The sequence below is a fragment of the Halorhabdus sp. CUG00001 genome (assembly GCF_009797925.1).
Taxonomy (GTDB): domain Archaea; phylum Halobacteriota; class Halobacteria; order Halobacteriales; family Haloarculaceae; genus Halorhabdus.
In genome coordinates this window covers 17,845-42,743 of the sequence record NZ_VOLB01000001.1, presented here as the reverse complement: position 1 = coordinate 42,743, position 24,899 = coordinate 17,845, and the positions used below count along the sequence as shown (strand labels likewise).

Annotated in this window: 27 protein-coding genes; 15 read left to right on the top strand and 12 right to left on the bottom strand. The window is 63.4% G+C overall.

The genetic code is table 11. The annotated features are described in order from the left end of the window. Nucleotides 1-95: 95 nt before the first annotated feature. Nucleotides 96-641 carry a CDP-2,3-bis-(O-geranylgeranyl)-sn-glycerol synthase gene (locus FR699_RS00225; RefSeq protein ID WP_158853255.1) on the bottom strand — a complete coding sequence of 182 codons (546 nt, stop codon included), beginning with the start codon at nt 639-641 and terminating at the stop codon, nt 96-98. A gap of 98 nt (nt 642-739) precedes the next feature. On the opposite strand from FR699_RS00225, the gene FR699_RS00220 reads away from it, so the two are divergent. From FR699_RS00220 to FR699_RS00210, 3 genes are read left to right on the top strand one after another with little or no spacing between them, the layout of a single operon-like run. Beyond that, a complete protein-coding gene (locus FR699_RS00220) occupies nt 740-1,171 on the top strand; it encodes a hypothetical protein (RefSeq protein WP_154552346.1) in 432 nt (143 codons plus the stop codon). 50 nt (nt 1,172-1,221) lie between these two features. After that, entirely contained in the window at nt 1,222-1,713 is a 492-nt protein-coding gene (locus FR699_RS00215; RefSeq protein WP_158853253.1) for a hypothetical protein, read from the top strand. Nucleotides 1,714-1,738: 25 nt separating this feature from the next. Beyond that, on the top strand, nt 1,739-1,933 hold the full coding sequence (locus FR699_RS00210; protein ID WP_158853251.1) for a hypothetical protein: 195 nt from the start codon (nt 1,739-1,741) through the stop codon (nt 1,931-1,933). Here FR699_RS00210 and FR699_RS00205 read toward each other — a convergent pair. After that, nucleotides 1,921-2,631 carry a sensor domain-containing protein gene (locus FR699_RS00205; RefSeq protein ID WP_158853249.1) on the bottom strand — a complete coding sequence of 237 codons (711 nt, stop codon included), beginning with the start codon at nt 2,629-2,631 and terminating at the stop codon, nt 1,921-1,923. The two genes, FR699_RS00210 and FR699_RS00205, sit on opposite strands and share 13 nt — an antisense overlap. A gap of 74 nt (nt 2,632-2,705) precedes the next feature. Beyond that, on the bottom strand, nt 2,706-3,557 hold the full coding sequence (gene pyrF / locus FR699_RS00200; RefSeq protein WP_158853247.1) for an orotidine-5'-phosphate decarboxylase: 852 nt from the start codon (nt 3,555-3,557) through the stop codon (nt 2,706-2,708). 99 nt (nt 3,558-3,656) lie between these two features. Here pyrF and FR699_RS00195 point away from each other — a divergent pair, with 99 nt between their 5' ends. Continuing rightward, complete coding sequence (locus FR699_RS00195; protein WP_158853245.1) at nt 3,657-4,316, top strand: HAD family hydrolase; 660 nt, start codon at nt 3,657-3,659, stop codon at nt 4,314-4,316. A 17-nt stretch (nt 4,317-4,333) separates the two neighbouring features. Here FR699_RS00195 and FR699_RS00190 read toward each other — a convergent pair whose 3' ends face one another. Both FR699_RS00190 and FR699_RS00185 read right to left on the bottom strand, forming a co-directional pair. Further along, nucleotides 4,334-4,675: a hypothetical protein gene (locus tag FR699_RS00190; RefSeq protein WP_158853243.1), complete on the bottom strand. Its 342-nt coding sequence runs from the start codon at nt 4,673-4,675 to the stop codon at nt 4,334-4,336. Nucleotide 4,676: 1 nt separating this feature from the next. Continuing rightward, the gene (locus tag FR699_RS00185) at nt 4,677-5,117 is read right to left on the bottom strand and encodes a DUF2240 family protein (protein WP_158853241.1); all 441 of its coding nucleotides are present in this window, start codon (nt 5,115-5,117) and stop codon (nt 4,677-4,679) included. Between the two features lie 90 nt (nt 5,118-5,207). Here FR699_RS00185 and FR699_RS00180 point away from each other — a divergent pair, with 90 nt between their 5' ends. Beyond that, nucleotides 5,208-5,579 (top strand): 30S ribosomal protein S8e, encoded by a 372-nt coding sequence (locus FR699_RS00180; RefSeq protein ID WP_154552354.1) that lies wholly within the window; start codon nt 5,208-5,210, stop codon nt 5,577-5,579. Nucleotides 5,580-5,665: 86 nt separating this feature from the next. Here the strand turns inward: FR699_RS00180 and FR699_RS00175 are convergent, their stop codons facing one another. The 3 genes from FR699_RS00175 to FR699_RS00165 all read right to left on the bottom strand — a co-directional run bounded on the left by FR699_RS00175 (nt 5,666) and on the right by FR699_RS00165 (nt 8,265). After that, the gene (locus FR699_RS00175; protein ID WP_158853239.1) at nt 5,666-6,424 is read right to left on the bottom strand and encodes an alpha/beta fold hydrolase; all 759 of its coding nucleotides are present in this window, start codon (nt 6,422-6,424) and stop codon (nt 5,666-5,668) included. 86 nt (nt 6,425-6,510) lie between these two features. Beyond that, on the bottom strand, nt 6,511-7,182 hold the full coding sequence (locus tag FR699_RS00170; RefSeq protein WP_158853237.1) for a helix-turn-helix domain-containing protein: 672 nt from the start codon (nt 7,180-7,182) through the stop codon (nt 6,511-6,513). A gap of 78 nt (nt 7,183-7,260) precedes the next feature. Continuing rightward, a complete protein-coding gene (locus FR699_RS00165; protein WP_158853235.1) occupies nt 7,261-8,265 on the bottom strand; it encodes a phosphate uptake regulator PhoU in 1,005 nt (334 codons plus the stop codon). Between the two features lie 368 nt (nt 8,266-8,633). Here FR699_RS00165 and FR699_RS00160 point away from each other — a divergent pair, with 368 nt between their 5' ends. Genes FR699_RS00160 through phoU form a run of 5 tightly spaced genes read left to right on the top strand, consistent with a single transcriptional unit; the run spans nt 8,634 to nt 13,969 of the window. Continuing rightward, nucleotides 8,634-9,626 (top strand): PstS family phosphate ABC transporter substrate-binding protein, encoded by a 993-nt coding sequence (locus tag FR699_RS00160; RefSeq protein ID WP_158853233.1) that lies wholly within the window; start codon nt 8,634-8,636, stop codon nt 9,624-9,626. A gap of 50 nt (nt 9,627-9,676) precedes the next feature. Continuing rightward, nucleotides 9,677-10,681: a phosphate ABC transporter permease subunit PstC gene (gene pstC / locus FR699_RS00155; RefSeq protein ID WP_154552359.1), complete on the top strand. Its 1,005-nt coding sequence runs from the start codon at nt 9,677-9,679 to the stop codon at nt 10,679-10,681. After that, the gene (pstA, locus tag FR699_RS13255; protein ID WP_158853231.1) at nt 10,681-12,363 is read left to right on the top strand and encodes a phosphate ABC transporter permease PstA; all 1,683 of its coding nucleotides are present in this window, start codon (nt 10,681-10,683) and stop codon (nt 12,361-12,363) included. The genes pstC and pstA overlap by 1 nt, the downstream gene beginning before the upstream one ends. A 2-nt stretch (nt 12,364-12,365) precedes the next feature. Continuing rightward, a complete protein-coding gene (gene pstB, locus FR699_RS00145; protein WP_154552361.1) occupies nt 12,366-13,229 on the top strand; it encodes a phosphate ABC transporter ATP-binding protein PstB in 864 nt (287 codons plus the stop codon). Nucleotides 13,230-13,288: 59 nt separating this feature from the next. Beyond that, complete coding sequence (gene phoU / locus FR699_RS00140; protein ID WP_154552362.1) at nt 13,289-13,969, top strand: phosphate signaling complex protein PhoU; 681 nt, start codon at nt 13,289-13,291, stop codon at nt 13,967-13,969. Nucleotides 13,970-14,117: 148 nt separating this feature from the next. Here the strand turns inward: phoU and FR699_RS00135 are convergent, their stop codons facing one another. Then, nucleotides 14,118-14,852 carry a class I SAM-dependent methyltransferase gene (locus tag FR699_RS00135; protein ID WP_158853229.1) on the bottom strand — a complete coding sequence of 245 codons (735 nt, stop codon included), beginning with the start codon at nt 14,850-14,852 and terminating at the stop codon, nt 14,118-14,120. A 50-nt stretch (nt 14,853-14,902) separates the two neighbouring features. Beyond that, entirely contained in the window at nt 14,903-15,586 is a 684-nt protein-coding gene (radB, locus tag FR699_RS00130; protein WP_154552364.1) for a DNA repair and recombination protein RadB, read from the bottom strand. 102 nt (nt 15,587-15,688) lie between these two features. Here radB and FR699_RS00125 point away from each other — a divergent pair, with 102 nt between their 5' ends. The 4 genes from FR699_RS00125 (at nt 15,689) to FR699_RS00110 (ending at nt 19,713) form a co-directional block, all read left to right on the top strand. Continuing rightward, complete coding sequence (locus tag FR699_RS00125) at nt 15,689-16,426, top strand: hypothetical protein (protein ID WP_158853227.1); 738 nt, start codon at nt 15,689-15,691, stop codon at nt 16,424-16,426. Nucleotides 16,427-16,762: 336 nt separating this feature from the next. After that, nucleotides 16,763-16,951: a hypothetical protein gene (locus FR699_RS00120; RefSeq protein WP_158853225.1), complete on the top strand. Its 189-nt coding sequence runs from the start codon at nt 16,763-16,765 to the stop codon at nt 16,949-16,951. Nucleotides 16,952-17,353: 402 nt separating this feature from the next. After that, nucleotides 17,354-18,106, top strand: a complete 753-nt coding sequence (locus FR699_RS00115; RefSeq protein WP_158853223.1) for an ABC transporter ATP-binding protein — start codon at nt 17,354-17,356, stop codon at nt 18,104-18,106. Then, on the top strand, nt 18,103-19,713 hold the full coding sequence (locus tag FR699_RS00110) for a hypothetical protein (RefSeq protein ID WP_158853221.1): 1,611 nt from the start codon (nt 18,103-18,105) through the stop codon (nt 19,711-19,713). Before FR699_RS00115 ends, FR699_RS00110 begins: the two co-directional genes overlap by 4 nt. 5 nt (nt 19,714-19,718) lie before the next feature. Here the strand turns inward: FR699_RS00110 and larC are convergent, their stop codons facing one another. Then, nucleotides 19,719-21,014: a nickel pincer cofactor biosynthesis protein LarC gene (larC, locus tag FR699_RS00105; protein WP_158853219.1), complete on the bottom strand. Its 1,296-nt coding sequence runs from the start codon at nt 21,012-21,014 to the stop codon at nt 19,719-19,721. Between the two features lie 118 nt (nt 21,015-21,132). Between larC and FR699_RS00100 the strand changes: the two genes are divergently transcribed. After that, a complete protein-coding gene (locus tag FR699_RS00100) occupies nt 21,133-23,361 on the top strand; it encodes a CDC48 family AAA ATPase (protein ID WP_158853217.1) in 2,229 nt (742 codons plus the stop codon). A gap of 234 nt (nt 23,362-23,595) precedes the next feature. Here FR699_RS00100 and FR699_RS00095 read toward each other — a convergent pair whose 3' ends face one another. Further along, on the bottom strand, nt 23,596-24,741 hold the full coding sequence (locus FR699_RS00095) for a CBS domain-containing protein (RefSeq protein ID WP_154552373.1): 1,146 nt from the start codon (nt 24,739-24,741) through the stop codon (nt 23,596-23,598). Nucleotides 24,742-24,899: the final 158 nt, after the last annotated feature.

The following is a 24,899-nucleotide window of genomic DNA, read 5'->3' as shown; positions in this document are numbered from 1 at the left end:
ATCTTCGGCCAAGCGGGATAACCCCACCGCTCGACTGTCGCCGAAACGGGACAGTGCGACCCGTCGAAACCGTAGAGTGATACTCCGCAGGCGGATCAATACGGTTCGTCTTTTAGGCCGAGACCGTACGCGATCGCGTTCGTCGAGAGATGCAAAAGCGGAGTCAGCAAGACGACAACCAGGAGAACGCCGGGCGTGAAGGTGTCGGCGAACCAGGTAGGAACGAAGAGGGCAGCGAGCGCCAGCGCGCCGACGACGAAATCAAGTTGGTCGAGACCAGGCACTGGCGCGCCGCGTTCCCGGTCGAGACGGCGCTTGATGAACGACGCCGCGATATCACCCACCATCGCTCCGAACGCGAGTGCGAGTGCAGCGAGGAGCGGAAATCCCGGCACGTCGACACCGATCACAGCGGCGACTGTCGGTCCGATTCGGTCGAGGATGAGCGCCAAGCCGACACCCGCGGCGGTCCCCGCCGCCGTCCCACGCCAGGTTTTGCCGTCGCCGAGGGCGCGCGCCCCACCAAGGGTCCGGCCGCCGTCGATCGGCCGGCCGCCACCCGCAAGCACCGCGGCATTGTTCGGGACGTACGCCGGCAACATCGCCCAGACAGCGACAACGACGACCGACAGCCATGACATACTGTCCCGAGATACGAACGCCGGCCCTTAAGTGCTGATCGTTCGGTAGCGAGGGTGTCTCCGAATGGATTAAGGCTCACGACACCGCCGGGAATTGCATGGGCAGTCAGAATTGGGCCGGTCTGGACACGCTCAGCGAGAGACTGTCGGGTTTGCGAGTCGTCCTCGCGGGGGCAGCAGTCGTCGCCGTCGCTGCCTGGCTCCCCTGGGCACGCATCGAGTCGATCGGGACGGTGACCGGCATCGACGGCGACGGCTTTTTGACACTCATGCTTTCGACTGCTATCGCCGGCCTGCTGGGAACCCGCGAGTGGGGCCGCATCGAACAGGCTGCAGTCGCCGTGATCGGCCTGCTCGTGCTCGCGCTCGTCTGGAAGTTCGTGACGGATCCGGCAACACCCATCCTGGCGAGTGGCGACCCCAACGCAGCCGGGAAGTCACTGTCACCGGTCTACGGGCTCTATCTCACCGTATTCGGTGGTATCACGATCGTCGGAGGCAGTCTCTGGGCGGCAGTGGGAGACGGCTGACAGTCGACCGCCCCCGCAGCTATAAGGACCGGTGGGCGGAAGTGGGGCTGATGGCAGGCCAGCAACCACAACGATCGAGACAGTCACAGACAGGCCGATTCAGCCGGAGTGAACAGATCGCTCTCGGCAGCGTGGCAGCCGTAACGATCGGGGCGTTTCTTCCCTGGATCACGGCGTCGGCATTCGGCACGAGCGTCTCGGTCAACGGCATCGACGGCGACGGCGTATTCACCTTGGGCATGGCGATTGTCGCTGCCGTCCTCGTCGTTGCCCGAAACTGGGACCGGATCAATACGTTCGCTATCGGCGGGTTAGGCATATTGATCACCGCATTCAGTATCCTCTATATTGTCGACCCCGCGTTCGGTATCGAAGAGAGTGGTGCGATGGCCGAAGCCGCAAAGGAGATGCTGAATCCGGGGATCGGCCTGTACGTGACGCTGCTTGGCGGGGTCGGTCTGATCGTCGCCAGCGTGCTCGATCGCCTGCGAGGGAGCGACTCGGCCCCTGAACAGCAGTCCCAGCAGCCACCCCAGCTTTGAACTGTTCCAGCCCGTAGGTGCGGACATGAGCGTTTCGGGGCTGTGTACGGTCTGTGAAAGCGAGAGCGCCGAATACACTTGCGGTCGCTGTGGGTCGCTCGTCTGTGAGGCCCACTACGAGCCGACGGTCGGTTTCTGCGTCGAGTGTGCCGGAGAGATCGGTAGCGGTCGACCTGGCGACACCGACCAGCCTGACGATGGTGACACCTACCGGTTCTGATCGCCTGCGTCGAAGAGCCCGACAGCCAGCCATCCCAGAACGGAAGCGACGCCGTTGAAGACGTGCAGGGCGACCAGCAAGACGACCGCGCCGACGACCGACGCCACCAGTGCCTCGGGTGCAGTGTCGATGAGAACCATGTCGAACCCACCAGTGCTGAGAGAGTTCTCGACTTCCATCGGTCCAAGGGTGATCATCGAGCCGTCGCCGCCCAGGAACTGATAGCGGACACCCGGAATCCAGAAGACCAGCGGCGCGACCAGCAGCGCGAGGGGGATGATCAGCCCGGTCGTGAGCGCGATAAACAGGATGACGCCGACGACGAATTGCGCCAGAAAGTATACGACCAGACCGTAGTTCCGCGGAGTTGCCACGATCGTTTTGGCGTACTCAGTCACCGACAACGCACTCGGGTCGGTCGGCGTCCAGTCGACATCGACACCGAGGAGGCCGTCCGCGATACGCGCCTCGATTACGCCCGCGTAATCGGCGGCGACGAGGACGCCGATCAAGATCGGGACGCCAACGAGCAACGGGAGCAAGACAATACCCAGGACGATGCCGGTGAAAAAGAGCGTGAAGTAGGCGATCCCCAGCGGAAACCGCAAGAAAAGATACGCGAGATTACGGTACGTTTGTTCGGCCGCGCCGATGCTGACGATCCGGCCGAGCAATGAGGGACTTTGACTGGCTGTCATCGAGTGAATCACCGATCGCCAGGCATACCAAAAGGAGTGCCGGGTTGTTCGCCGCTCAAGTCTGCGTAACGTTTTTAGGCATCGCGGTGGCGGTTCAGCCGGCGCTTGAGTCGCTTTGCAGCCTCCCCCGCGGCCCGATAGTACGCGTCGGGATCCGGCTTGCTCGGTCCACCGGCCTCCTCGCCCGCAAAGATGATCCCGCGTGATGAGTTCACGAGCCCGACGCGTGTGTCGGTCCCACTCTCGGCGAGCCCGTATTCGACGGCCGCTTCAGCGTCGCCACCCTGGGCGCCGACGCCGGGCACGAGGAATGGGAGGTCAGGCACCTGTTGGCGAAGCGTTTCGAGCTCTTCCGGCGCGGTCGCACCGACGACGAGGCCGACGTTACCGTTCCGATTCCACAGGTCTGCCAACGCGGCCACGCGCTCATAAAGCGTGTCGCCGCCGTCGAGTTCCAGGTCCTGTAGGTCCGCCCCACCCTGATTCGAGGTCCGACAGAGGACGAACACGCCTGCCTCCTGGCGGGAGAGAAACGGCTCCAGAGAGTCCCGGCCGAGATAGGGGTTGACAGTGATTGCATCGGCGTCGAGACCCCCACTGTCGAGGGCGCTCGCGTACTTGCGTGCCGTATTCCCGATGTCGGCCCGCTTTGCGTCTAAGAGGACGGGTACATCCTTGCCGTGGGCGTAGGCGATGGTCTCTTCGAGGGCGCGCCAGCCGTCACGGTCCTCGTAGAAGGCGGCGTTGGGCTTGTAGGCCGCGGCGTGTTCGTGGGTCGCGTCGATGATCCGGCGGTTGAACGCCCAACGGGGAAGGTCGCGATCGGCGAGATGGGCGGGCAGGCGGTCTGGATCGGGATCGAGACCAACCGAAAGAACGCTGTCGACCGCATCGATCCGGGCGGCCAGTCGCTCGAAGAAGTCCATGCGGGGGCAACCGGCCGGGGCGACTCAAGTATTTCCATCGCCCACGCGAGCGGATCGAACGGGAAGACTCAATTACTCACGTCAGGTTAGGCCTATCTGATGACACTCGCGGCGGTGGTGTTCGACTTAGACGAGACGCTCGCCGTGACGACCCGCGACCGCCAACGATTGCTCGCGGACACGGCGACTGCGGCCGGGTTAGAACCGATCGAGTACGGCACGTACGAACGCGCCCACCGGGAATCCGTGACGGGCGACACTCGCGCGCGGATCTTCGAAACGCTCATCGACGACGAATCGATCGACCCCCACGCCGTCGCCGAGACCTACCGGGGCGTGGTCAACGAGCACTTAGAACCGATCGAGGGGGCCGAAGCGTTGCTCACCCAACTCACCACGGGAGCCGGCTACCGCGTCGGCGTCCTGACTGACGGTCCCGAGCGCGCCCAGTGCTCGAAAATCGAGAAACTAGGCTGGGGAGACCTCCTTGACGCGACCGTCGTCACCGGGCGTATGGAGACGCGCAAGCCCGATCCGGTCGCCTTCGAAGCGGTGCTTGGGGCCCTGTCTGTCGACGCCGAGCAAGCAGTCTACGTCGGCGACAAGCCGGAAGCTGACGTCGAAGGGGCACTCGACGCCGGCATGCGGGCGATCCAGGTCCTCTATCCGGGCGGCCCGGACCCCCATCCGCGCGCCGACGCTCACATCGAACGGGAGAATCTCGGCACGGAATTGCCGGCGGTCGTCGAATCACTGTAACGAACGGGCAGCAGTACTCACGGCAAGCGATCGACGACTGCGACGAGCAGATCGACGGCAGCCTTCGTTTCCGCGGCCGAGTCGACGACGACCACGACTGGGCCTTCCGTCTCCTCGACTTCGAGACTGGTATGTTCGGCAGCCGATCGAACGGCTGTTGTGCCCTCGGGAAATCGCATCTCGACGCCCGTTTCGCGGGGAACTATCTCGGCCAGTGGGCTCTCATCGCAGACGATCGTCGTATCGTCCCCTGTCGTCTCGATCGAGAAGCGTTCGAGGCCGGCCGTCTCGCGGCCGTCGATCTCCGCACGGAGGACCTCAGCAATGCGGTCGCCGTCGGGAAGCCGATCCCGAACCATCTCAGCGCCCCTCGATCGCTTGGTTTGTGACCTCACTGACGTCGATACCCTGGCGGCGAGCGTAGAGGACAGCCGCGGCTTCCAGCGTGATCGCGAGGTCTGACTGGAGGCCGTTGATGGCCGCGACGGCTTCCTGTTTGTCGATGCCTTCGGCGAGGAGTGCATCGAGAACGCGTTCGAACGTCGAACGCTCCCGGAGGATGGACTCGTCGGGGACGAAATCAGGTGGGACCGTCACCGAAGCGTGATCGAAGGTGAGTTCGAGGGTCTGTTCTTCGACCGTGAGCAGCCCTTCGCTGGCGGCGACATCGATGAGTCGCTTTGCCTGCTCGGGCGACACCCAGTCCCGGTCTAAAGAGAGGTCGACGACGAAATCGCTGCGGGGAAGACGATCTGTCCCGGCCTGGACGAACGGGGCAGCGACGGCTGTTCGGAGGCTCATTACGCCGAGGTGGGCCGCTCGCGCTTCTAAACTTGACGATCGCGGCCCAGATTCGAGGGGTTGAAGTACGCCCTCGCACTTGCTTTCGGTATGAAATTCCAGGGACGCTCGACGCGCAAGCGCACCGGTGGTCGACGCCGACACGCCCGAAACAAACGCAAACACGAACTCGGTGACGAGCCGACCGAGACGGAAGTCGGCGAGCAGAAACTCAAGTTCGTCGACGCGCGTGGTGGCACCGAGAAAGTCCGGACCATCGCGACGGACGTCGCCAGCGTGGCGACCGACGACGGGACCATCAGCGCCGAGATCGAGAACGTCGTCGAGAACCCCGCCAACCCCAACTACGTCCGGCGGAACATCATCACGAAAGGCGCAGTCATCGAGACCAGCGAGGGCGAGGCCCGCGTAACCTCCCGACCCGGCCAGGACGGCCAGGTCAACGCCGAACTGCTCGAATAACTGCGACTCGTTTTGTCGAGGCAGACTGTCTCAAGCAGTGTGCGATTTCGAGGGACAAGACGACGGTTCGACAGTAATGGCGATACTTACCCGAGGAAAGTGTTGAGAGCGTCGCCGACCCGTTCGGGTGCCGCCTCGATCCCCATGTGTCCGACGTCGTCGAACGGGATAACGCAGACATCCGAGAGTCGGTCCGAAAGCGCTCCGACGGCGTCCCGAAGGTGGTCCGGCCCGCGTTTACCCGTCAAGAGTAGTGTTGGGGCATCGACGACGGGCAGTTCCGAGATCCGGTAGTTCTCGACGGCGCGAGTCTCTCGAACGACGGTTTCGACGCGATCGAGCGGTGCCTCATCGGGCCACCACGGAAGTGCAGTCACGTCAGGAACCCCGCCGGCTTCTTCGACGAACAACCGGAGTGACTCGCGGCGTTCACCCGCATCGAGACGGTCCTGCATGCGGTTGGCAAGGTCGCTATCCCGATGCTCGCCGACCAGCACGGCCGGTTCATAGAGGACGAGACGCTCGATGGAGAGGTCCGGCGCGGCCGCCAGCGCGACGAGCCCCCCGAAAGAATGGCCAAATACGGAGGGAGTCCCGTCGACTGCGGCAGCGAGAGCGCGCAGATCCTCGATCTCGCGGTCGAGACTGTAGTGGGACCCGTCCTCGCTGTCACCCCGCCCACGGCGATCTGGGACGATGAGCGTCTGTTCGTCGGCCAGATGGGGAATCAACGGCCGGAAACTGTGGCGGTCGGCGCTGGAACCGTGCAGGAGGATAAGCGGCGCTCCCTCACCGCGTCGTTCGTAGGCGATACGTGTACCGTCTGCGGACGTCACCGTTTGCATGGATCGATCGCTCGGGGACGGGCGAGACTAAGACTAACTCTCAGTCATGCGGTCATTCAAGTAGGAACAAGAATCCGAGCCGTAGATCACGCATCCGGGCCATCGAAGTACGTCTCGATCAGTGCGAGTTGGCCCCGTCGGAGTCGCTCGGAGAGCGAGGACGCGCTGATATCGAGACCGGCTGCGATGTCGGCCAGCGATGCGTCCCTGGGCACGGCGAAGTAGCCCTGTTCCGCGGCCGCGAGAAGTGCCTCGCGCTGGGGCTCGGTCAGCCCGTCAGCTTCCGCATGTGGACGTGAGGCCGGCTTGATCCGACGGAGGCGGAAGCTACCGTGGCGCTCCCAAAACGACTGAAACTCCGCGAGAGTCGCCCGATCTGCGAAGCAGCCGGACTGGATCCAGCCGGTCTGTGTCACCCGGATCTCATCGACGAGGGAGTCAGTATCGGCCAGGGCTTTCAGCCCACCCACGTCGAAGTCCTCGGGAAAGTGATCACTCATACTCAGGGCTGGCAACACCTTGTACTGCGGTGGCGCATCGGACTCGTCGAGACGTGTGTATCCGGCCACGAACATCGCCTCGTCGAAGGCTTTCTCAACAGCCGGAGCCGGCCCCTCTTGGACAGTAACGATGAACGGTGTGTATTCGTCCTGGCTGGGAACCAAGCGGACCAGGAGAGTCGCGTCCGGGACCGAGGCCACCATGGAGACGAACGGCAGGTGCTCGCAGGTAATCTCGTAGGTGGCACGCAGGGCCATGGACATGTCAGGGCCGGGACGTCCAAATGGCTGTTGAAACACACCGATAGCTGTCGAAAAACCAGCGGTGTCCGCTTGCTACGACGGCCGCGGTGCGGCCTTTTGCAGTGCGCTCTCGGCGATGTTGCTCCCGTAGTCGGCCGTCCGGGACAACGAGTCGACGATGAGCCCGAGGCGATGGGCACGCTGTGGGTCGTCGAACTCGCGGATGAGATTGTCCACGTCACGGGCCTCTCGATCGACCTCTGGGATCCGGCTCCGGGCTTCGTTCGCGAGTTCGACCGCCTCGTCGGAGTCATCGGCCAGCAGCGCGTCCATCGCGGTCTCGGGGACGGAAACGGCGATTTCACGGAGTTCGTCGAGCGCTTGTGCCTCCTCTGATGGAACGTCGCCGATCTCGCTGGCGATCCCGGCAATCTTGTCGGCGTGGTCGGCGATCCGTTCGAGTTGCCTGGCAGCAGACTGATAGTCGAAAACCGTCTCCCGCGGGAACCCAATCTCGGTGGCGGTGGTCGGATCACGTAGCACCGTCCGAAACACCCGCGAGACCATGTACCACAAGCGGTCGACGTCGTCGTCGCGCTCCCTGACGTCCTGGGCGAGATCGGCGTCGTTCTCGACGAGGGCCGTCACAGCGTCCTCGGTCATCGTCAGCGAGACCAACCGCATCCGCGTAATCGCGTTGTGGACCGACAACTCCGACGAATCGAGCAAGTCCTGCAAGACGACCCGCTCGCCGGTCTCCTCGATGACTTCCAGCCCGACCAGGCCCTGGGTCGCGTCCCGGACGATCCGGCGCTGGGCGGCAGTGATCCGCGCCGCTTCCAGTTCGATGATGTCGAACCCACTGACGTACATCGTCATGACCGCCCGTGTCAGTTCGGTCTCGGCCGTCAGCCCGCTCACGTCGAGGACCCCTCGGGTTCGCTCTTCCTCGTCCCTCGGCGAGAGCAACAGGAAATCCTCCTCAGAGTGGAATTCGACGATGCTGCCCGCACTGACCTCGTTCTCTGTCGCCCATCCTTTGGGAAGCGAGACGGTATACGTCGAGCCGCCCGTCACCTGGACCTTGCGGGTCTCCATATCACGACGTAAGCCGAAGGAGGAATATAAATCATTTCATACCTATATATTTTCTCCTATAAATAGATATATACTGCTATATGCTGGTATGAAGCCACGAGCACTACAGGAAAGTCCTCCAGCGAGAGTCCGCTTATCCCCCACAAAACACCGTATAACGGCGATTCATGGGTAGAGAGATCTGTAGCAGGCGACCTCAGCCAACGGAGTACCCACGAGAGTGACACGCCTATCGGATCGTCGCCGCGTGGCCGAAGATCGGTCGAGGACGTCCAACGATCGGCGATCCGAATAAATATATAGGTCTATATAGAGATAAGAGAAATAATAGTAGGGTATTTACTCTAATGAGGACGGTATTGGAGGTAATGACACGGGATCCAGGTCGAGACGTGTCGCGGCGACAGTTTCTGATCGGAGCCGGAACCGCGAGTGTGAGTTCACTGGCGCTGGCTGGCTGTACCGAACAAAGCGGAACGACGACCACGGGCGGGAGCTCGCTGTCGGGCGAGTTCAAGATGACCGGTTCGAGTACGGTGTATCCCCTGGCCGTCGAGGTCATCAACCAGTTCGAAGCAGAGAATCCGGACGTGACCATCCCCATCAACCGGACCGGGAGCGGTGGTGGGTTCAGTAACCACTTCTGTCTCGGAAACTCGGTCATCAACAACGCATCCCGACCGATTACCGACAGCGAACAGGATCAGTGCTCTCAGAATGACGTCACGCCTCACGAAATCAAGGTAGCGAGCGACGCCGTGACGGTCATCGTCAACAACGACAACGACTGGGTCGAGTGCATGACGGTCGAGCAGCTCGCCGAGATCTGGCGGGAAGACGGTGCCCAGACCTGGAGCGACGTCGATTCCTCCTGGCCCGACGAGCCGATCAACCGCTTTGGCGCGGCCAGGACCTCCGGCACGTTCGATTACTTCAAGGAGACGATCGTCGGCGAGGAGACAAACCACACCTCGGACTACTCTGCGACCGAGCGGGACAACGAAATCCTCGCCGGCGTCCAGCGCGACAAGTACGCTATCGGGTACTTCGGATTCGCCTACTATGCCGACAACCAAGACACAGTCAACGCCGTCTCGATCGACAACGGCGATGGGTGCGTCGAGCCGTCCTTAGAGAACGCCCGGACCGGCGAGTACCAGCCACTGTCGCGACCCCTGTTCACCTACGTCGCCGAGAGCGCCCTCGAACGGGACGAGGTCGCGGAGTTCTGCCGGTTCTTCGCCGAGGAGAGTACGAACCAAGAACTGGTCGCGGATACGGTCGGATACGTCCCGAACACTGAAGAAGAGAAGCAACGGGAACTCGAGGAACTCGACTCAGCGATCGAGTCGGCCCAGTAAGATCGTTCCGAGTCGCTTTTCACCCACAGATGAGAACGCACGGACCATAGATGAGTGCTGAAAGGGAATCCCCGGATCTGACCGGCGGTCACGGAACACGGACAACCCGTGAATCCATTTATCACGCGCTTTTTTTCGCCTCGGCCGTGATATCAATCCTGACGACGGTCGGGATCATCCTCGTATTGACCATCGACGCGGCCGGCTTTTTCGGCCAGTACTCTACCGTCGAATTCCTGTCGGGGACGACCTTCAACGTCCAACGCGAAGTGTTCGGCGTCCTCCCGCTGGTGGTCGGCACGCTCCTGATCACGATCGGAGCAGCAGTCATTGCGATTCCACTGGGCGTGTTGACGGCAATCTACCTTAGCGAGTACGCCAGTCCACGCGTCCGAGCGATCCTCAAGCCGCTGCTCGAAGTGTTGGCCGGGGTCCCCACGGTCGTCTACGGGTACTTCGCTTTGGTGTATATCACGCCAGCACTCAACGTCGTTATCGGCTGGCTTAGCGGGATACTTGGTGTCGAGATTCCCACGCTGGGACTGTTCAACGGACTCTCAGCGTCGATCGTCGTGGGAATCCTCATCATTCCGATGGTCTCGTCGATCAGCGAGGACGCGATGTCATCCGTGCCGGACTCGCTCCGGCAGGCAGGCTACGGGCTCGGGGCCACGAAATTCAGTGTTTCGACGACGATCGTCGTTCCGGCGGCGATCTCGGGCATCGCGTCGGCGTTCATCCTGGCGATCTCCCGGGCTGTCGGTGAGACGATGGCCGTCACCCTGGCAGCGGGGACGAGTCCGCTGAAACTGCCTGCGACGGAATCGCTGTTCGGCATCCCGTACGTCGCTCCGACAGACATCATCGGTCTATATGCCGACAGCATGGCAACGATGACCTCGAAGATGATCGACATCGCCGGTGGGGACCTCGCAGGCGGGTCGATCAGTTACGACGCGATGTACGCGATCGGGCTGACGCTGTTCGTTATCACTTTGGCCATGAACGTGTTGAGTGATCGCATCGCGGCGCGGTACAGGGAGGAATACGAGTGATGGCGGCCGAATCGAACGCGTCCGGCGGGTCGGCGTTTGGCGAGGTAAACCGCCTGAGAGGGATCGCGTTCCAGTATCTCTCAGCCGGGGCATCAGTACTGGGGCTGATCGCACTCGCGTCGCTCCTGACGTTCGTGTTCTGGGACGCCTTCGGCCTCTGGAGTGCCGGCACAGGCTGGTACCTCACCTTCGGGGCGACGGTGCTCGTCCCGACGGCTGCCTTTGGCTGGTACGCGCGGACACGTCCGGCCGTCGCCGAGGCAGCGCTCGAACTCGTTAGCTGGACGGTCGGCGGTCTGCTCGGGGCTATCGGAACGGTACTCGTCCTCCTCGTCATCGCAGGGCCAAACGTCTGGTTCGCGTACTTCCTGACGGTTTTTGCGCCCGCCGGGGCGCTGTACGCCTACGGGCGATACGATACTGAAGCGAACTGGACCGGGCTCGGTATTCTTCTCGTCTTGCTGGGCGGCCCAGTGGTCGGGACGCTCGCCCTCTCCGTGTTGACGAACATCGCCGGCCTGCTCGGTGGGCCCGGGATCATGTTCGTCTCGGTCGTGCTCCCTGGGGCAGCGATCCTCGCGTTCGTCCTCCGGTCGCTGTTCGAGTACGGCAAGCGGATGACACTCGGGGCCGCTGTGGCGCTGCCGGCCGTCGCGATCGCCGGCATCCCGGTGATCGATCGAGTGGCCATCATCTCCCGGACCGTCTGGCTGACACTACTGGTCGTCTTCGCCGTCCCAGTCGCCGTCGCGGTCACCAACACGATCCGGGATCAGGCCCGCCGGCCTGCCTTTGCCCTTCCGGCGATCCTGTTTGGCGGGTTCGTACTCGGACGGACGATCGTCGGCGCGTTTGGCTTCCGCCGACCGGAACCGTGGCTGGACTGGCAGTTTCTCACCAGTGACCCAGTGACGGGCACAGCCGCCAACGCAGGGCTCTATCCAGCGATCGTCGGCTCAGTGTTCATGATCGTCTTAGTCGCCATCCTCACCTTCGTGCTGGGGGTCGGCGCGGCCATCTACTTAGAGGAGTACGCCCCTTCCAGCGGACCGCTGGCCGGAATCACGCGAATCATCCAGATCAACATCTCCAACCTCGCGGGCGTTCCCTCCGTCGTCTACGGGTTGCTGGGACTGGGGATCTTCGTCAACATGCGCCTGGAGTCGCTGACGATCCCCTTTGTGGGAGTCGAAGTCCCGCTTCCGTTCATCTACACCGGGATCGGCGTCGGGACAGTCCTCACAGCCACGTTCACCCTCTCGTTGCTCATCCTCCCCATCGTCATCATCTCCGCGCAGGAAGCCGTTCGGGCAGTCCCGGGATCGCTTCGACAGGCGTCCTACGGGATGGGGGCCACGAAATGGCAGACGGTCCGAAACGTGGTGATTCCGGAGGCGTTGCCCGGCATGTTGACGGGGACGATCCTCGCACTGGGGCGTGCGATCGGGGAGACTGCGCCACTGATCATGGTCGGCGTCGCGACGAGTACGTCGAGTCCACCCAGCGGCTTCTTCTCGAGCGTGAGTGCGATGCCGATGCAGATCTACACCTGGTCGTCGCTTCCCGGCGATGCGTTCCAACATGGCGTGACCGCGGCGGGCGTCGTCACGTTGTTGATCGTGCTGCTGACGATGAACTCGGTGGCGATTCTGCTACGAAACAAATACGAAACGGAGGCCTGAGGATGTCACAGGAGAACACTTCACCCGACCCAGCATCGAACGACGAGCAACTCATCTCGACAGCACCCGGCCGTGGCGGCCTCGGTGAAGGGGACGACCCCACGACAGAAGAGAGTCATACCGTCATCGAGACCCGCAACCTGGACGTCCACTACGGGGAAACACAGGCGATCCAGGAGGTTTCGATGGAGATTCCGTCGAACCGAGTGACCGCGATGATCGGTCCCTCGGGCTGTGGGAAGTCGACATTCCTGCGCTGTATCAATCGGATGAACGACCTCATCGACGCCGCCCGGATCGACGGCGAGTTGCGCTTTGAGGGCAAGAACGTCTACGACGACGACGTCGATCCCGTCGCCCTGCGCCGGAAGATCGGAATGGTCTTCCAGCATCCAAATCCCTTCCCCAAATCGATTTACGATAACGTCGCCTACGGGCTTCGGATTCAAGACGACACTGAGAATCTCGATGAACGGGTCGAGACGGCGCTGAAACGCGCCGCACTCTGGGACGAAGTAAAGGATCAACTTGACGAGTCGGCACTTGACCTCTCGGGCGGCCAACAGCAGCGCCTCTGCATCGCCCGGGCGATCGCCGTCGACCCCGAGGTCATCCTGATGGACGAACCTGCCTCGGCGCTTGACCCGATCGCGACCTCGAAGATCGAGGACCTCATCGAGGAACTCGCCGAATCCTACACCGTCGTCATCGTCACCCACAACATGCAACAGGCCGCCCGGATATCCGATCAGACGGCCGTGTTCCTCACCGGTGGAGAACTCGTCGAGTACGACGACACCGACAAAATCTTCGAGAACCCCGAAAACCAGCGCGTCGAGGACTACATCACCGGCAAGTTCGGGTAACGTTCGCCGACATTGGCCAAAGGACAACACACTTACCGGACACCCACCCACCACCAACCATGCCACGCGAAGAATACCAAGAGCAACTCGAGGATTTGCGCGAGGACGTCCTCTACATGAGCGAGGTCGTCCACGATCGGCTCACACTCGGGTTGGATGCACTCGAAACGAAAGACGAAGAGCTCGCTCGAGAAGTCATCGACGGCGACGAGGAGATCAACCAGCTCTATCTCGATCTCGAACGGGAGTGTGTCAACCTGATCGCGCTCCAGCAACCCGTCGCCGGCGATCTGCGCTTTATCGCTGCCTCCTTCAAGATCATCACCGATCTCGAGCGCGTCGCCGATCTCGCGGTCAACCTCGGCGAGTACGCCCTCGAAGCCGAACAAGACATGTACCCCGACGTCGACGTCCAGGCGATCGGCGAGGAAGTCGTTACGATGAACGAGCAGGCGATGGACGCCTACGCCGAGGAGGACACGGATCTCTGTTATGCGATCGGCGACCGCGACGACGACGTCGACATGCTGTGTCAAGACGCCTCCGATACCGTCATGCGAAATCTCATCGAGCGGGAGATCGACGCCGAAACCGCAGAACAGGAAGTCGAATCCCTCATGCGTGACGTCTCTCGCCTTCTGTTGACGATCCGTGACCTCGAACGCGTCGGCGACCACGCGGTCAACATCGCCGCCCGGACGCTGTACATGGTCGACAACGACGACGCGCTCATATACTAAACTTTTCTGCGTCGGGTTCGAGTCGCGCCGTCGGCGCGCTCGAACCACTCCTTGAAAACTTTAGAAGCCAAAAGTTCCGCGAGTCGCGCTCTCCGAGCGCGCTCGCGGCAAAACGGCGGCCGCAGGCCGCCGTATGCTTGCAATTCTGTTAATGCTTCTCCAGCATCGCGGTGTACAGCCCGCCCTCGCCCTGCCACGTCTCCGTTCGCGTCCAGACGGTCGTGTCGAGAACATCGTCCATTTCCGACGGCGAGACAAGCAGGTAGTCGAACCACGGCGTCGCGTAAGTCTTGTAGCGCGTTCGCATCCGGAGCGCACCGGGCAGCCGACCGCGTTCCCGGTTGAAGGCGTGATACTCGCGATGGTATGGATCGTTGGTGTCGTGTGGATCGCGACTCTGGGCCATGATACGACCATCGTCGGTCGTGACCGTCGCCAGGGCCCCGAGCACGTCCGGTGCAGTCTTGGCAGTGCCGACCAGTCCGAAGTTGACGCCGAGCATGAGCACCGTCTCGAACGTGCCGGAATCGAAGGCTTCGTCGACGGCAGCCACGTCACACTGTTCGACACGTTCGACACCGCGGTCCCGACTCACCGTGACTGCACCCGGCGAGATGTCGATACCTGTCACGTCGTGGCCCTGCCGCTGTGCGTACAGGGCGTGTCGCCCCGCACCGCAACCGACGTCCAGGACCGACCCCTGGAGATGACCGAGTGCAGTCTGTTCGTCTGCTCCCCACTCGTCGTATTCCGAGAAGTAGGTGGCCGGGCCGGACGACGGCGCGACGAATCCATCGTCGCGTTCGATGATCTCGAAACGCTCCTCGCCCCCCTCGTAGTAGTCACGAATCGCCTGTCCGTAGGCGTCTTCCGCAGCGTCCATTGTACCGGCCACAACGGGCCTGGACAAAAATCCGCCGGGTCCGGGCGACGCTACGCGTCCTCGATACCGGAAAGGCCCGCGTCCGTAATCTGAAAGCGTGCGGTGTCACCCGTCGCTTTGGCGTGGTGTTTCTCCAGGGTTGCCCGGCGCTTGCCGCCCCGAAACCGATCGAGTCGGAGGACCACCGACGACCAGTGGTTGAGTGTGTGGCCACCGAGGGCACGAATTTGATCGCTCTCGGGGTCGGAAAACACTTGATTGGTAAACGCGACCGCGAGATCGTGTTTGCGGGCCAGGCTGAGCAAGTGCGTGATCTGGCGGGCAACCGCCCGCAACGCTTCGCCGTCTTCCTGTTCGGTCCGTTCCAGGCGATAAAAGCCCGTCGCGCTATCGAGGACGATCAGGTCGACTTGCTCGCCGAACTCCTCGGCGTCACGGACGGCCTCCTGCTGTTCCTCGAAGGTGTGGGCGTCGGTGAGGATGATCCGGGAGGCAAGCTCCTCGACGTCGCCGCGGGCGTCGGCCAGTTGCTGCATGCGATCGATCGAGACACCCTCCGTGTCGAGATAGAGTGCTGACTCTCCGGCTACGGCCGTCTCGACGGCCGCCCCGAGTGCGAGGTTCGTCTTCCCCGCCGCAGGCGGGCCGTAGATCTGGGTGACGGCACCGCGTTCGAGGCCGCCGCCAAGCAGGTCGTCGACGGCCCTACAGCCAGTTGAGATCGGGTCGCTCACTGGCCGGATCTACTGGCGGTCCGTGCAAAAACCCCGTGGATCGACCCTCCCTCGATAGACACCGCGGCGATTTTATGACCCCCGATCTCGAACCCGAATCCAGTGATCGTCCTCGCCACCGCAGACTTCGAACTGTACCACGGCGTGGTCACCGAGCTGCGCGACCGCGGCGTGACGTTCACGACGATCGAGCCCGACGAGCCACTGCCCGACCGAACGGAGGCAGTCGTCGTCGGCCCCGAGGAGGCCGTCGATCCGCCAGCCGACATCGCGGTAGTCGAGGCCGCCCCCGCCGAGCCGAGGCGCGCCGTCGAGGACCTGCTTGCGATCATGCGCGGGGACGCCGGCCGGGTGATCGTCGGGATCGATCCCGGCGAGAAGCCCGGGATTGCCGTCCTCGCGGGTGATGTCGTGATCGGCGCGTTTCAGGTCCCGGCCGATCAGGTGGGTGCAGTAGTTCGACGGGAGATCGAGGGAGCGACCGACCCACTGGTTCGGATCGGCGACGGCGCGCGTCTGGTCGGCTCCCGCGTGGTCGACGACCTCGAAGACGTCCCAGTCGAAGTAGTCGACGAAACGGGGACAACGCCGTATCTCGGGACGGGAGCGCGAGGGATGGGTGACGTACTCGCAGCCGTCAACATCGCTCGCATCGAGGGCGAACGCGTCGACTCGATCGACATCGAACCGACCGCTGGGGAACTCCAGCGGATCACGGATCGCTCCCGGGAGGCCGGTGACGATAATCGAGCGATCGACGAGCAACTGGCTCGGCGTGTTGCGGCCGGTAAGCTGACTATCGAAGAGGCCCTGACCGAACACCGCGAGCGTCGAGAGTGATTACCGCAAATAATTTCATTGACGGTGTCGAAAGACGCCGGTTCAGAAGATCTAATCATCGGAACGAATTATCTCGGCGGTGAAGACTCGTAGTAATCACTATGATACGGATTTCTCTAACTGTTTACCGTGACAAGCGCCCGAATGCGGGCGGTTGATATGGTAATGACTTAGAGCAATCCGTATGAGTCGTCGATACGGCATCGGTGTCAGTGAACCGCCACAGCTACTCTCCTGCGGTGCAACCAGTGCACAAACCGGCGACGACAGAACGGCCCCCTGAGATACAGGCACTCTACCGGTTCATATATACATGTCCGAACAGTAACTTTTCCCGTGGACGCCGAATCGACGACAACCAGCACGGTCCTGACTGTCCTGCAATTCGGCATCGGAGTCGGTCTCATCGCCTACAGCGTTGCCCACCTGACAGACACAATTACGTACAGACCGCCTGCTGTCGTCTCTATCGCCGTCGGTATCGGTCTGATGCTGTACGGGCTGTGGATGACACAGCGATCTTGAAAGACGTGCCCTGTATCGTGTACGCAACTCTCGAGACGCCTCGGTAGCCTACGCAGGCGAATGGTCTCTGAGGAGATCGCGAATGAGCGGTCAACGCCGTGCGGGGCGAATGTCTTCTTTGACACCGATCGAGTGAACCGTGCCCCGACCGAGAGCGGATCAGGCTGACGTGAGGACAACGGGAGGCGATCACCAGTCGCACCCGCACCGGGGGTGCCCTTCGTCGATGGAGAGAATCACCAGGGCACGCCACCCGTCTTGTCCGCCATGATCGCATGGACGGCTGTGAACGGCCGGAAGATGTGCGACCGATATCTGTCACGCCGGCCGTCGTTGTCCACGATCTATCCGGCTGATGGACAGATCGAAATGTGCTTACTGCACTCGACACAACGTCGGTCCATGAGCGAGCCCCCCGCTATCGAAACCGACTCCCTCCGGAAAGAGTACGGCGAGGCAATCGCCGTCCGGGACCTGGATCTGACCGTCCCACAGGGTGCCGTTTATGGCTTTCTGGGCCCCAACGGGGCTGGCAAGACCTCGACGATCCAGATACTGACGACGCTCCAGGAGCCGACATCCGGCACGGCGACCGTCGCGGGCGAGTCGATCGGCCGCCGTGAGCGCGTCACGCCACACATCGGGTATCTGCCCGAGGAACCGCCGGTCTACCCGGAACTGACCGGGCGCGAAAACCTGGAGTACGTCGCCGGATTGCGCGGCATCGAGGCCGACGAGCGTATCGAGTCATTGCTCGACCGATTTGGACTCACTGATGGGGCCGACCGTGCCGTCTCGGGCTACTCGAAAGGGATGAAACAGAAGCTGGGGCTGATCGGCGCACTGCTCCACGAGCCAGATGTCCTGTTCCTGGACGAACCGACCGCCGGACTGGATCCACGCGCAGCGCGGGCGGTCAAAGACACGATCGCCGACGTCTCCGATCGCGGCGTGACAGTGTTTCTCTCGACACACATCCTGCCCGTCGTCGAGGAACTTGGCGATCAAGTCGGCGTGCTACAGGACGGCCGTCTCGTCGCCGAGGGCCCACCGGACGAGTTGGGCGAGATGACCGGCGAAGGCGCTGATCTGGAGGACGTATTCCTGAACGTGACTCGCTCGCGCTCGAGCGTTGCCGCGCCAGCCGACCAATGACCCGCGAGCCCAGACAGCAGGCGGCCGCGGCGATACTGGTCGCCCGGACGGAGGTGAGACGGACCTGGCGGCGACTGCGGACCAGCGAGTCCAACAAGCTGGTCGCCGGCGTGGCCGTGGGACTGTTCTACAGTCTCATCGGCGGTGTTATGGGGTTCTTCCTGGGTTCGCTCGTGGCCGAGGACGGGCTGGCGACGATGACCCAGCCGCGTCTCGGCGCGCTGGCAGTGCTGGTGTTCGGGACCTTTCTCGCCGCCCAACGAACCGTCAAGCGAAGCGGCTCGCTCGACGCCCCAGGGGCAGTGCTGACCGCGACCTCGCCGGCGGCGGTCGCGGTGGGTGTGATGGGCGCGGAAGCCGTCCGCGGGCTCCTGTTTCTCGGCCTGCCCGCCGCGGTGACCATCCTCGCGTTCGGTCTCGGCACGGGCGCCCCAGTAGCGGCGGTGGTCCTGGCCGCAGTCGCATTCTGTGTCCTCGCGCTGGTGGTAGCCGTCGGGTTCGCCGTCGGGATGGCGTTCAGATACGTCTCGATGCGATCGACGTTCGTCACGCGCAACCGCGGCAAGCTGGGCGTCGTCGGGACGTTCCTGGCGTTCGGGGGCTACATGTTCTTCCTGGAGGGCCATGCCCTCTCTCGGGCGATCGTCGACCCACTGCTCGCGCTGCCGCCCGCCTGGCTCGGCGATCTCGCCCTCGCCGGGACGCCGAACGTCGCCCCGCAGTCGATCCACCTGCTGGGTGCCCTCGGCGTCCTCGGGTTCGGTGTGCCGGTCGTCGCCGGTGGGGGAGCGAGGCTGGCGCGGCGAGTCTGGTTCGGCGAGCGTGTCCGGCCCGCGGAGCGAGCGGACACGACGGTGGCGGGAACGGACCTCCTGGGCTGGCTTCCCGAGACACGCCTATCGAGGGCTACGCGAGCCGTCGCCCGAAAATCCGTCCTGCGCGCCCGGCGGTCGCCGTTTATCGTCCAGTACGGACTGCTGCCGTACTTCGCGCTGGCGATGCTCGGCGTGCAGTTCGCCATTCAGGACGGGACGATCCCGCCGTGGCTCCCCCACGGGGCCGCGGCCGCCGGTGTCGTCACGACGGGGACGGCCTTCGCGCTGAATCCGATCGGCGGCGAAGAAGGACTGCTCCCGATTACGCTGACGGCCGGCGTCGACGCGCGGTCGTTTCTCGCCGGGCTCGTCGTCGCCGGCTGGCTGGTCGGGCTTCCGGCAACCATCGGCGGGACGGTCGTCCTCGGCGCACTGCTGGGGACGCCCCCGCTGACGATCCTTGCCCTGGCGATCGTCGGTAGCGGGATGGCCCTGGGCGCGCCGGGAATCGCCCTGGCCGCCGGCATCGTCTTCCCGTCGGTCGAAACGCAGTCGATCCCCGGCGCATCGGAGACGGTCGAGCCGAGTACGTTCGCTGTCGTCCTGTTCGTGATCGTGCTCGGCGTGGCATCGTTACCAGCCCTGATCGGAGTGGGAGGCGGCGCAGGGACGATGGCGCTCTCCGGGGCCGCCCTCCTCAGTGTCGTCTTGACCTGGCTGTTCGGGTGGCTCGGATTTCGATACGCGGGGAGGCAGTTCGATGGATACGTCCCAGCGGCCGAACTGCTCTGAGGCAGTCACTCCCGGAGGGAACGCTCGGCTCGATCGATAATCTCCCTGACCGGCCGGCCAGTCTCCTGGGCGACGGACAAGGCATCCTCGTATTCGGCACTCGCGTCGAGCCACGTTCCCTCGCGGTCGCTGGCGACTTTGACGTCGATGGCGTAGGTGTCGCCAGCGATTTCGATTTCGACCGTGCGTGTCTCGCGATCGGCGACCCAGCGGTGGCCGGCACCGTGCTCGCGCACGCCGAGTGTTCCGGTCTCTTCGGCGAGTTTTCGCGCCACCCGGTCGGCGTCCGCGGGCTTTGTGATCACTTTGATGAGGTGGCCCGGCCGGGCTTTCTTCATCGTCGCCGGCAAGATCGAGACATCCCGAGCACCGACCGCTGTGAGCGTCTCCTGGAGGCTGCCCAGTACTTCCGGCGTCGCGTCGTCGACGTTCGTCTCCAAGACGGTGATCGCCTCGCGACGGAGGTCCCCGGCCGTCTCGCCAACGACAGCCCGGAGTGCATTAGCCCGATCGCCGGTATCGTGATCGCCCGCGCCGTATCCGGATGTCGTCACGTCCATCGTGGGCAACGACTCGGCGCCCTCGGCGATCTCGGCGAGAATGGCCGCCCCGGTCGGCGTCAGGAGTTCCCGCTCGAGTGGCCCGCCCTGGATCGCATAGTCGGCGTCGGCGGCGATCTGGACGACGGCTGGCGCGGGAACGCTCGCGGTACCGTGGGCCATCTCGACCTCGCCGCTACCGGTCGAGAGCGGCGTGGTGACGGTCCGATCGGGAGCGAGGTCATCGAGCAACAGCACCGCCCCAACCACATCGGCGATGGCGTCGTCGGCCCCGACTTCGTGGAAGTGGGTCGCGTCGAGATCGGTCCCGTGAACGGCTGCCTCGGCCTCGCCCAGGCGCTCGAAGATAGCGAGCGCCCGGTTCTGGACAGTATCGGGGAGCTCCATCGCCTCAACGATCGCCACGACTTCCGGATAGGTCCGCGTCGGGCCGTGCCCTTCCGCACTGTCGCCAGCGGGATCGTGGGCGTGGGTATCGTCGGACTCGTGTGGCTGGTCGTCCTGGCTATGAGAGTGCTCGTCTCCAGACCCGGAAGCGTGGCTGTCGGCGTCGGCCACGTACCGGACATCGACCGTCGTCGCGTCGATCCCGCCGGTCGTCGTCCGGTCGATGGTGTATTCGACATCCAGGGCTTCCTCGACCGGTGTGAGGACGGCGGGATCGGCCCCGGCATCGAGCAACGCGGCCAGGAGCATGTCGCCGCTTGCCCCCATCGAGCCGTCGAACGCGAGTGTGTACATACCCCGAAGACGGCCGTCGGCGAAGAAAAGTCCGCGGGTGTCGGGACTCACGAACCCAACCCCCCGGTAGCAAAAAACATATCTCCCGGGATGCCCGAGTGTGACACACTCCACGCCTATGAACGAAGTCCAACTTGAGGTCGCGAAGGCCTACCCGAACGACTCGGGCCGGGGCATCGCGCGCCTCGACCCCGATACCCTGCTTCACCTCAAGCTCTCCCCCGGCGACATCATCGAGATCGAGGGTGCAGAGCAGACCGCCGCGAAGGTCTGGCGGGCCGACCGGCAGGACTGGAACACCGACACCGTCCGCATCGACGGGTTCACGCGCCAAAACGCCGACGTGGGGATCGGCGAGCGCGTCGAGATCCGCAAAGCTGAAGCCGAGAAGGCCGACTCGCTCGTGTTGGCCCCGCCCGAGGAGGCAAGCGTCCAGTTTGGCTCCGATGCAGCTGGCATGGTCAAACGCCAGATCCTGAAGCGGCCCGTCGTCGAGCGCGATATCGTTCCCGTGATGTCCTCGACGAACCACCCCTTCATGCGCTCGCCAGGGCAGGCGATCCCGCTGATCGCCGTCGAGACCGAACCCGAGGGCGTCGTCCTCATCACCGAGGACACCGACGTCGAGTTGCGCGAGGAACCCATCTCGGGCTACGAGAAGACCGGCGGGGGCATCACCTACGAGGACATCGGCGGCCTGGAAAACGAGATCCAGCGCGTCCGCGAGATGGTCGAGTTGCCGATGAAACACCCCCAGATCTTCAAGAAACTGGGGATCGAACCGCCCTCGGGCGTTCTCCTGCATGGCCCGCCCGGGACGGGCAAGACGCTGCTGGCGAAAGCCGTCGCCAACGAGACCTCCGCGAACTTCTTCTCTATTGCCGGCCCGGAGATCATCTCGAAGTACTACGGGGAAAGCGAACAGCAGTTGCGTGAGATCTTCGAGGACGCCACCGAGGACGCCCCCTCGATCATCTTCATCGACGAACTCGACTCGATCGCACCCAAACGCGAAGACGTCACCGGCGAGGTCGAGCGCCGGGTCGTCGCCCAACTGCTGACGATGATGGACGGCCTGGAATCACGGGGCCAGGTCGTCGTCATCGCCGCGACCAACCGCGTCGATTCGGTCGACCCCGCGTTGCGTCGGCCAGGTCGGTTCGACCGCGAAATCGAGATCGGCGTCCCCGACGAGACCGGCCGCGAGGAGATCCTTCAGATCCACACCCGCGGGATGCCCCTGAGCGACGACGTGAACCTGGGCCGGATGGCCGAGGACACCCACGGCTTCGTCGGTGCGGACATCGAGTCCTTGACGAAAGAAGCGGCGATGAAGGCCCTGCGGCGGTACCTCCCCGAGATCGACTTAGACGAGGAGGACATCCCGCCGAGTCTCATCGACCGGATGATCATCAAGCGCGATGACTTCAAAGGTGCGCTCAACGAGGTCTCACCCTCGGCGATGCGGGAAGTCCTCGTCGAGTTGCCGAAGGTCTCCTGGGACCACGTTGGCGGCCTGGAGACGGCCAAAAACGAGGTCCAAGAGTCAGTCGAGTGGCCCATGTCAAGTCCGGAGAAGTTCACGCGCATGGGCGTCTCCCCACCCAGCGGCGTCCTGCTGTACGGCCCACCCGGGACGGGCAAGACCCTGATGGCCAAGGCCGTCGCCAACGAGACTGACGCCAACTTCATCTCCGTGCGCGGCCCCCAGCTGCTCAGCAAGTGGGTCGGCGAGAGCGAGAAAGCCATCCGCCAGACGTTCCGGAAGGCAAAGCAGGTCGCCCCGACGGTCGTGTTCTTCGACGAACTCGACTCTCTTGCCCCTGGTCGTGGCGGGCAGGGCTCGGGTTCGAACGTCTCCGAACGCGTCGTCAACCAGTTGCTGACCGAGATGGACGGTCTCGAAGACATGGAAGAAGTCATGGTCATTGGCGCGACCAACCGTCCGGACATGATCGACCCCGCCCTCATTCGCTCGGGCCGGTTCGATCGGCTAGTGTACATCGGCGAGCCAGACGTCGAGGGTCGCGAGGAAATCCTCAAGATCCACACTGACGACTCGCCGCTCTCACCGGACGTCTCCCTGCGCGAACTCGCCGAGATCACCGAGGGATACGTCGGCAGCGACCTCGAATCGATCGGCCGCGAGGCCGCGATCCACGCCCTCCGAGAGAACGAAGACGCCGAGGAGATCGGCATGAGTCACTTCCGGGCTGCCCTCGAAGACGTCCGCCCGACCGTCGACGACGACATTCGAGAGTACTTCCAGCAGATGGAAGAAGAGTTCAAAGGCGGCGGTCCCGAGCCCGAGCGTCGCCGTGGCACCGACCGGATCGGCTTCCAGTAGACCCGACCGTTTTCGAGTGCAGATAGGATCGCTTCGTTCGTCTCCTACCCCAGAAGGCGCGACGAAGGCCGCCCTCGTCGAGTGACACTCCGCTCGAGTGGAAACGCGGCGCTCACCACGTGCACAAAAGCATGGCCCACGCGGGTAAAGCGAGTGGGGGCTCGGGAGAGGTCACTCTCCCAGTGATCAAAAGGCTCGACCCCACTCTGTGCGGTCGAGTCCGAGGCGAGAGCCTTACAGCTCGCCGAGCTTCCGGAGCAGCTGGCCGCGGTACTCTTCGTCGCTCTCGACGCCTTTGCGTTCGAGGACGTTGCGCTGGAGTTTATCGAGGGCGACGTTAAAGCCCGTCTTGGCGCCGTAGCCTTCGCCGGTGCCGGCAACCTGGCCTTTGTTCGTCCGGAGGCGAATCTGACAGCTGATCAGCGGGGTACCCCGGAGTTTCTCCTTGTGCTCTTGGAAGCGAACGTGGGCGTGCTGGACCTGCATCGCCTGGTATTTGTCGGCGACCTCTTCGATACCGACGCGGATGTCCTGCCGGGAGATCGTATCAAGCAGCTTGATGTTCGTGATCTGGACGTCCATGTGCTCTTGCTCGGTGAAGGTCAGCGCGCGGAGGACGTCGGTCTTGGTGACGATCCCGGCGACCAGGGAGTCGTCGCGCTCGGGCGTGACCACGAGGCCAGCGTAGTCGTTTTCGAGCATGCGCCGAACAGCCGATTCGACGCTCTCATCGACGGTCGTGGTCGCGACGGGACTGGACATGACATCGTAGATCGGGAGATCGAGAATGCGGTCGACGTCGCCGGCACGCTCGCCGGTCGTCGCCTTATCCATATCTCGGACGACCACGTCGACGATGTCGTGGCGAGTCACCATGCCCGTCAAGCTGCCGTCATCGTCGTCAAGAACCGGGAGCCTAGAGATACCGTGTTCCCGCAGATGGTTGATCGCCTGGCCGATCTGCGTGTCCTCGGTGGCCGTGACCACATCAGTCGTGTAGATGTCCTCGACGGTGAGTGCGTCGAGGTTGTCGAGGACGGCCCGGAGGATATCGTCATCAGTGATGACGCCCCAGAGCTTGTTCGCCTCGAAAACGGGCGCGATCTTGGTCCCGCTCTCGACGAGGACACGAGCCGTCTCTCTGACGTCGGCCGTTCGCTCGACTTTCGGTGCGTGTTGCATCAGCGCCGTCGCCTTCGCACGGTCCTCGACGTGAGATTGGACCAGTTGCTTCTGCGTGATGACGCCGGCGTAGCCCTCGTCATCGAGAACGATTACCCCCTTGGGGTTCTTGCGTTCGAAGATCGATCGGATCTTACCCAGTCGTTCGTCCGCGTCAACCTCGATGTAATCGCGGGTAGCGATATCAGCAATATCCATCGTCACGTTTGCACTTGGATGGCAAGGATTATCAAACTTGGTTCGACTGCGGAGTCTCACACCAGTCGAGCGAACTGCCTTCGAGACGGCGACCGGTGAAAACAGCGGGACCGCTGGAACGGAGCCACAGACGACGGACTGTTCGTAGAAGAGCGTCG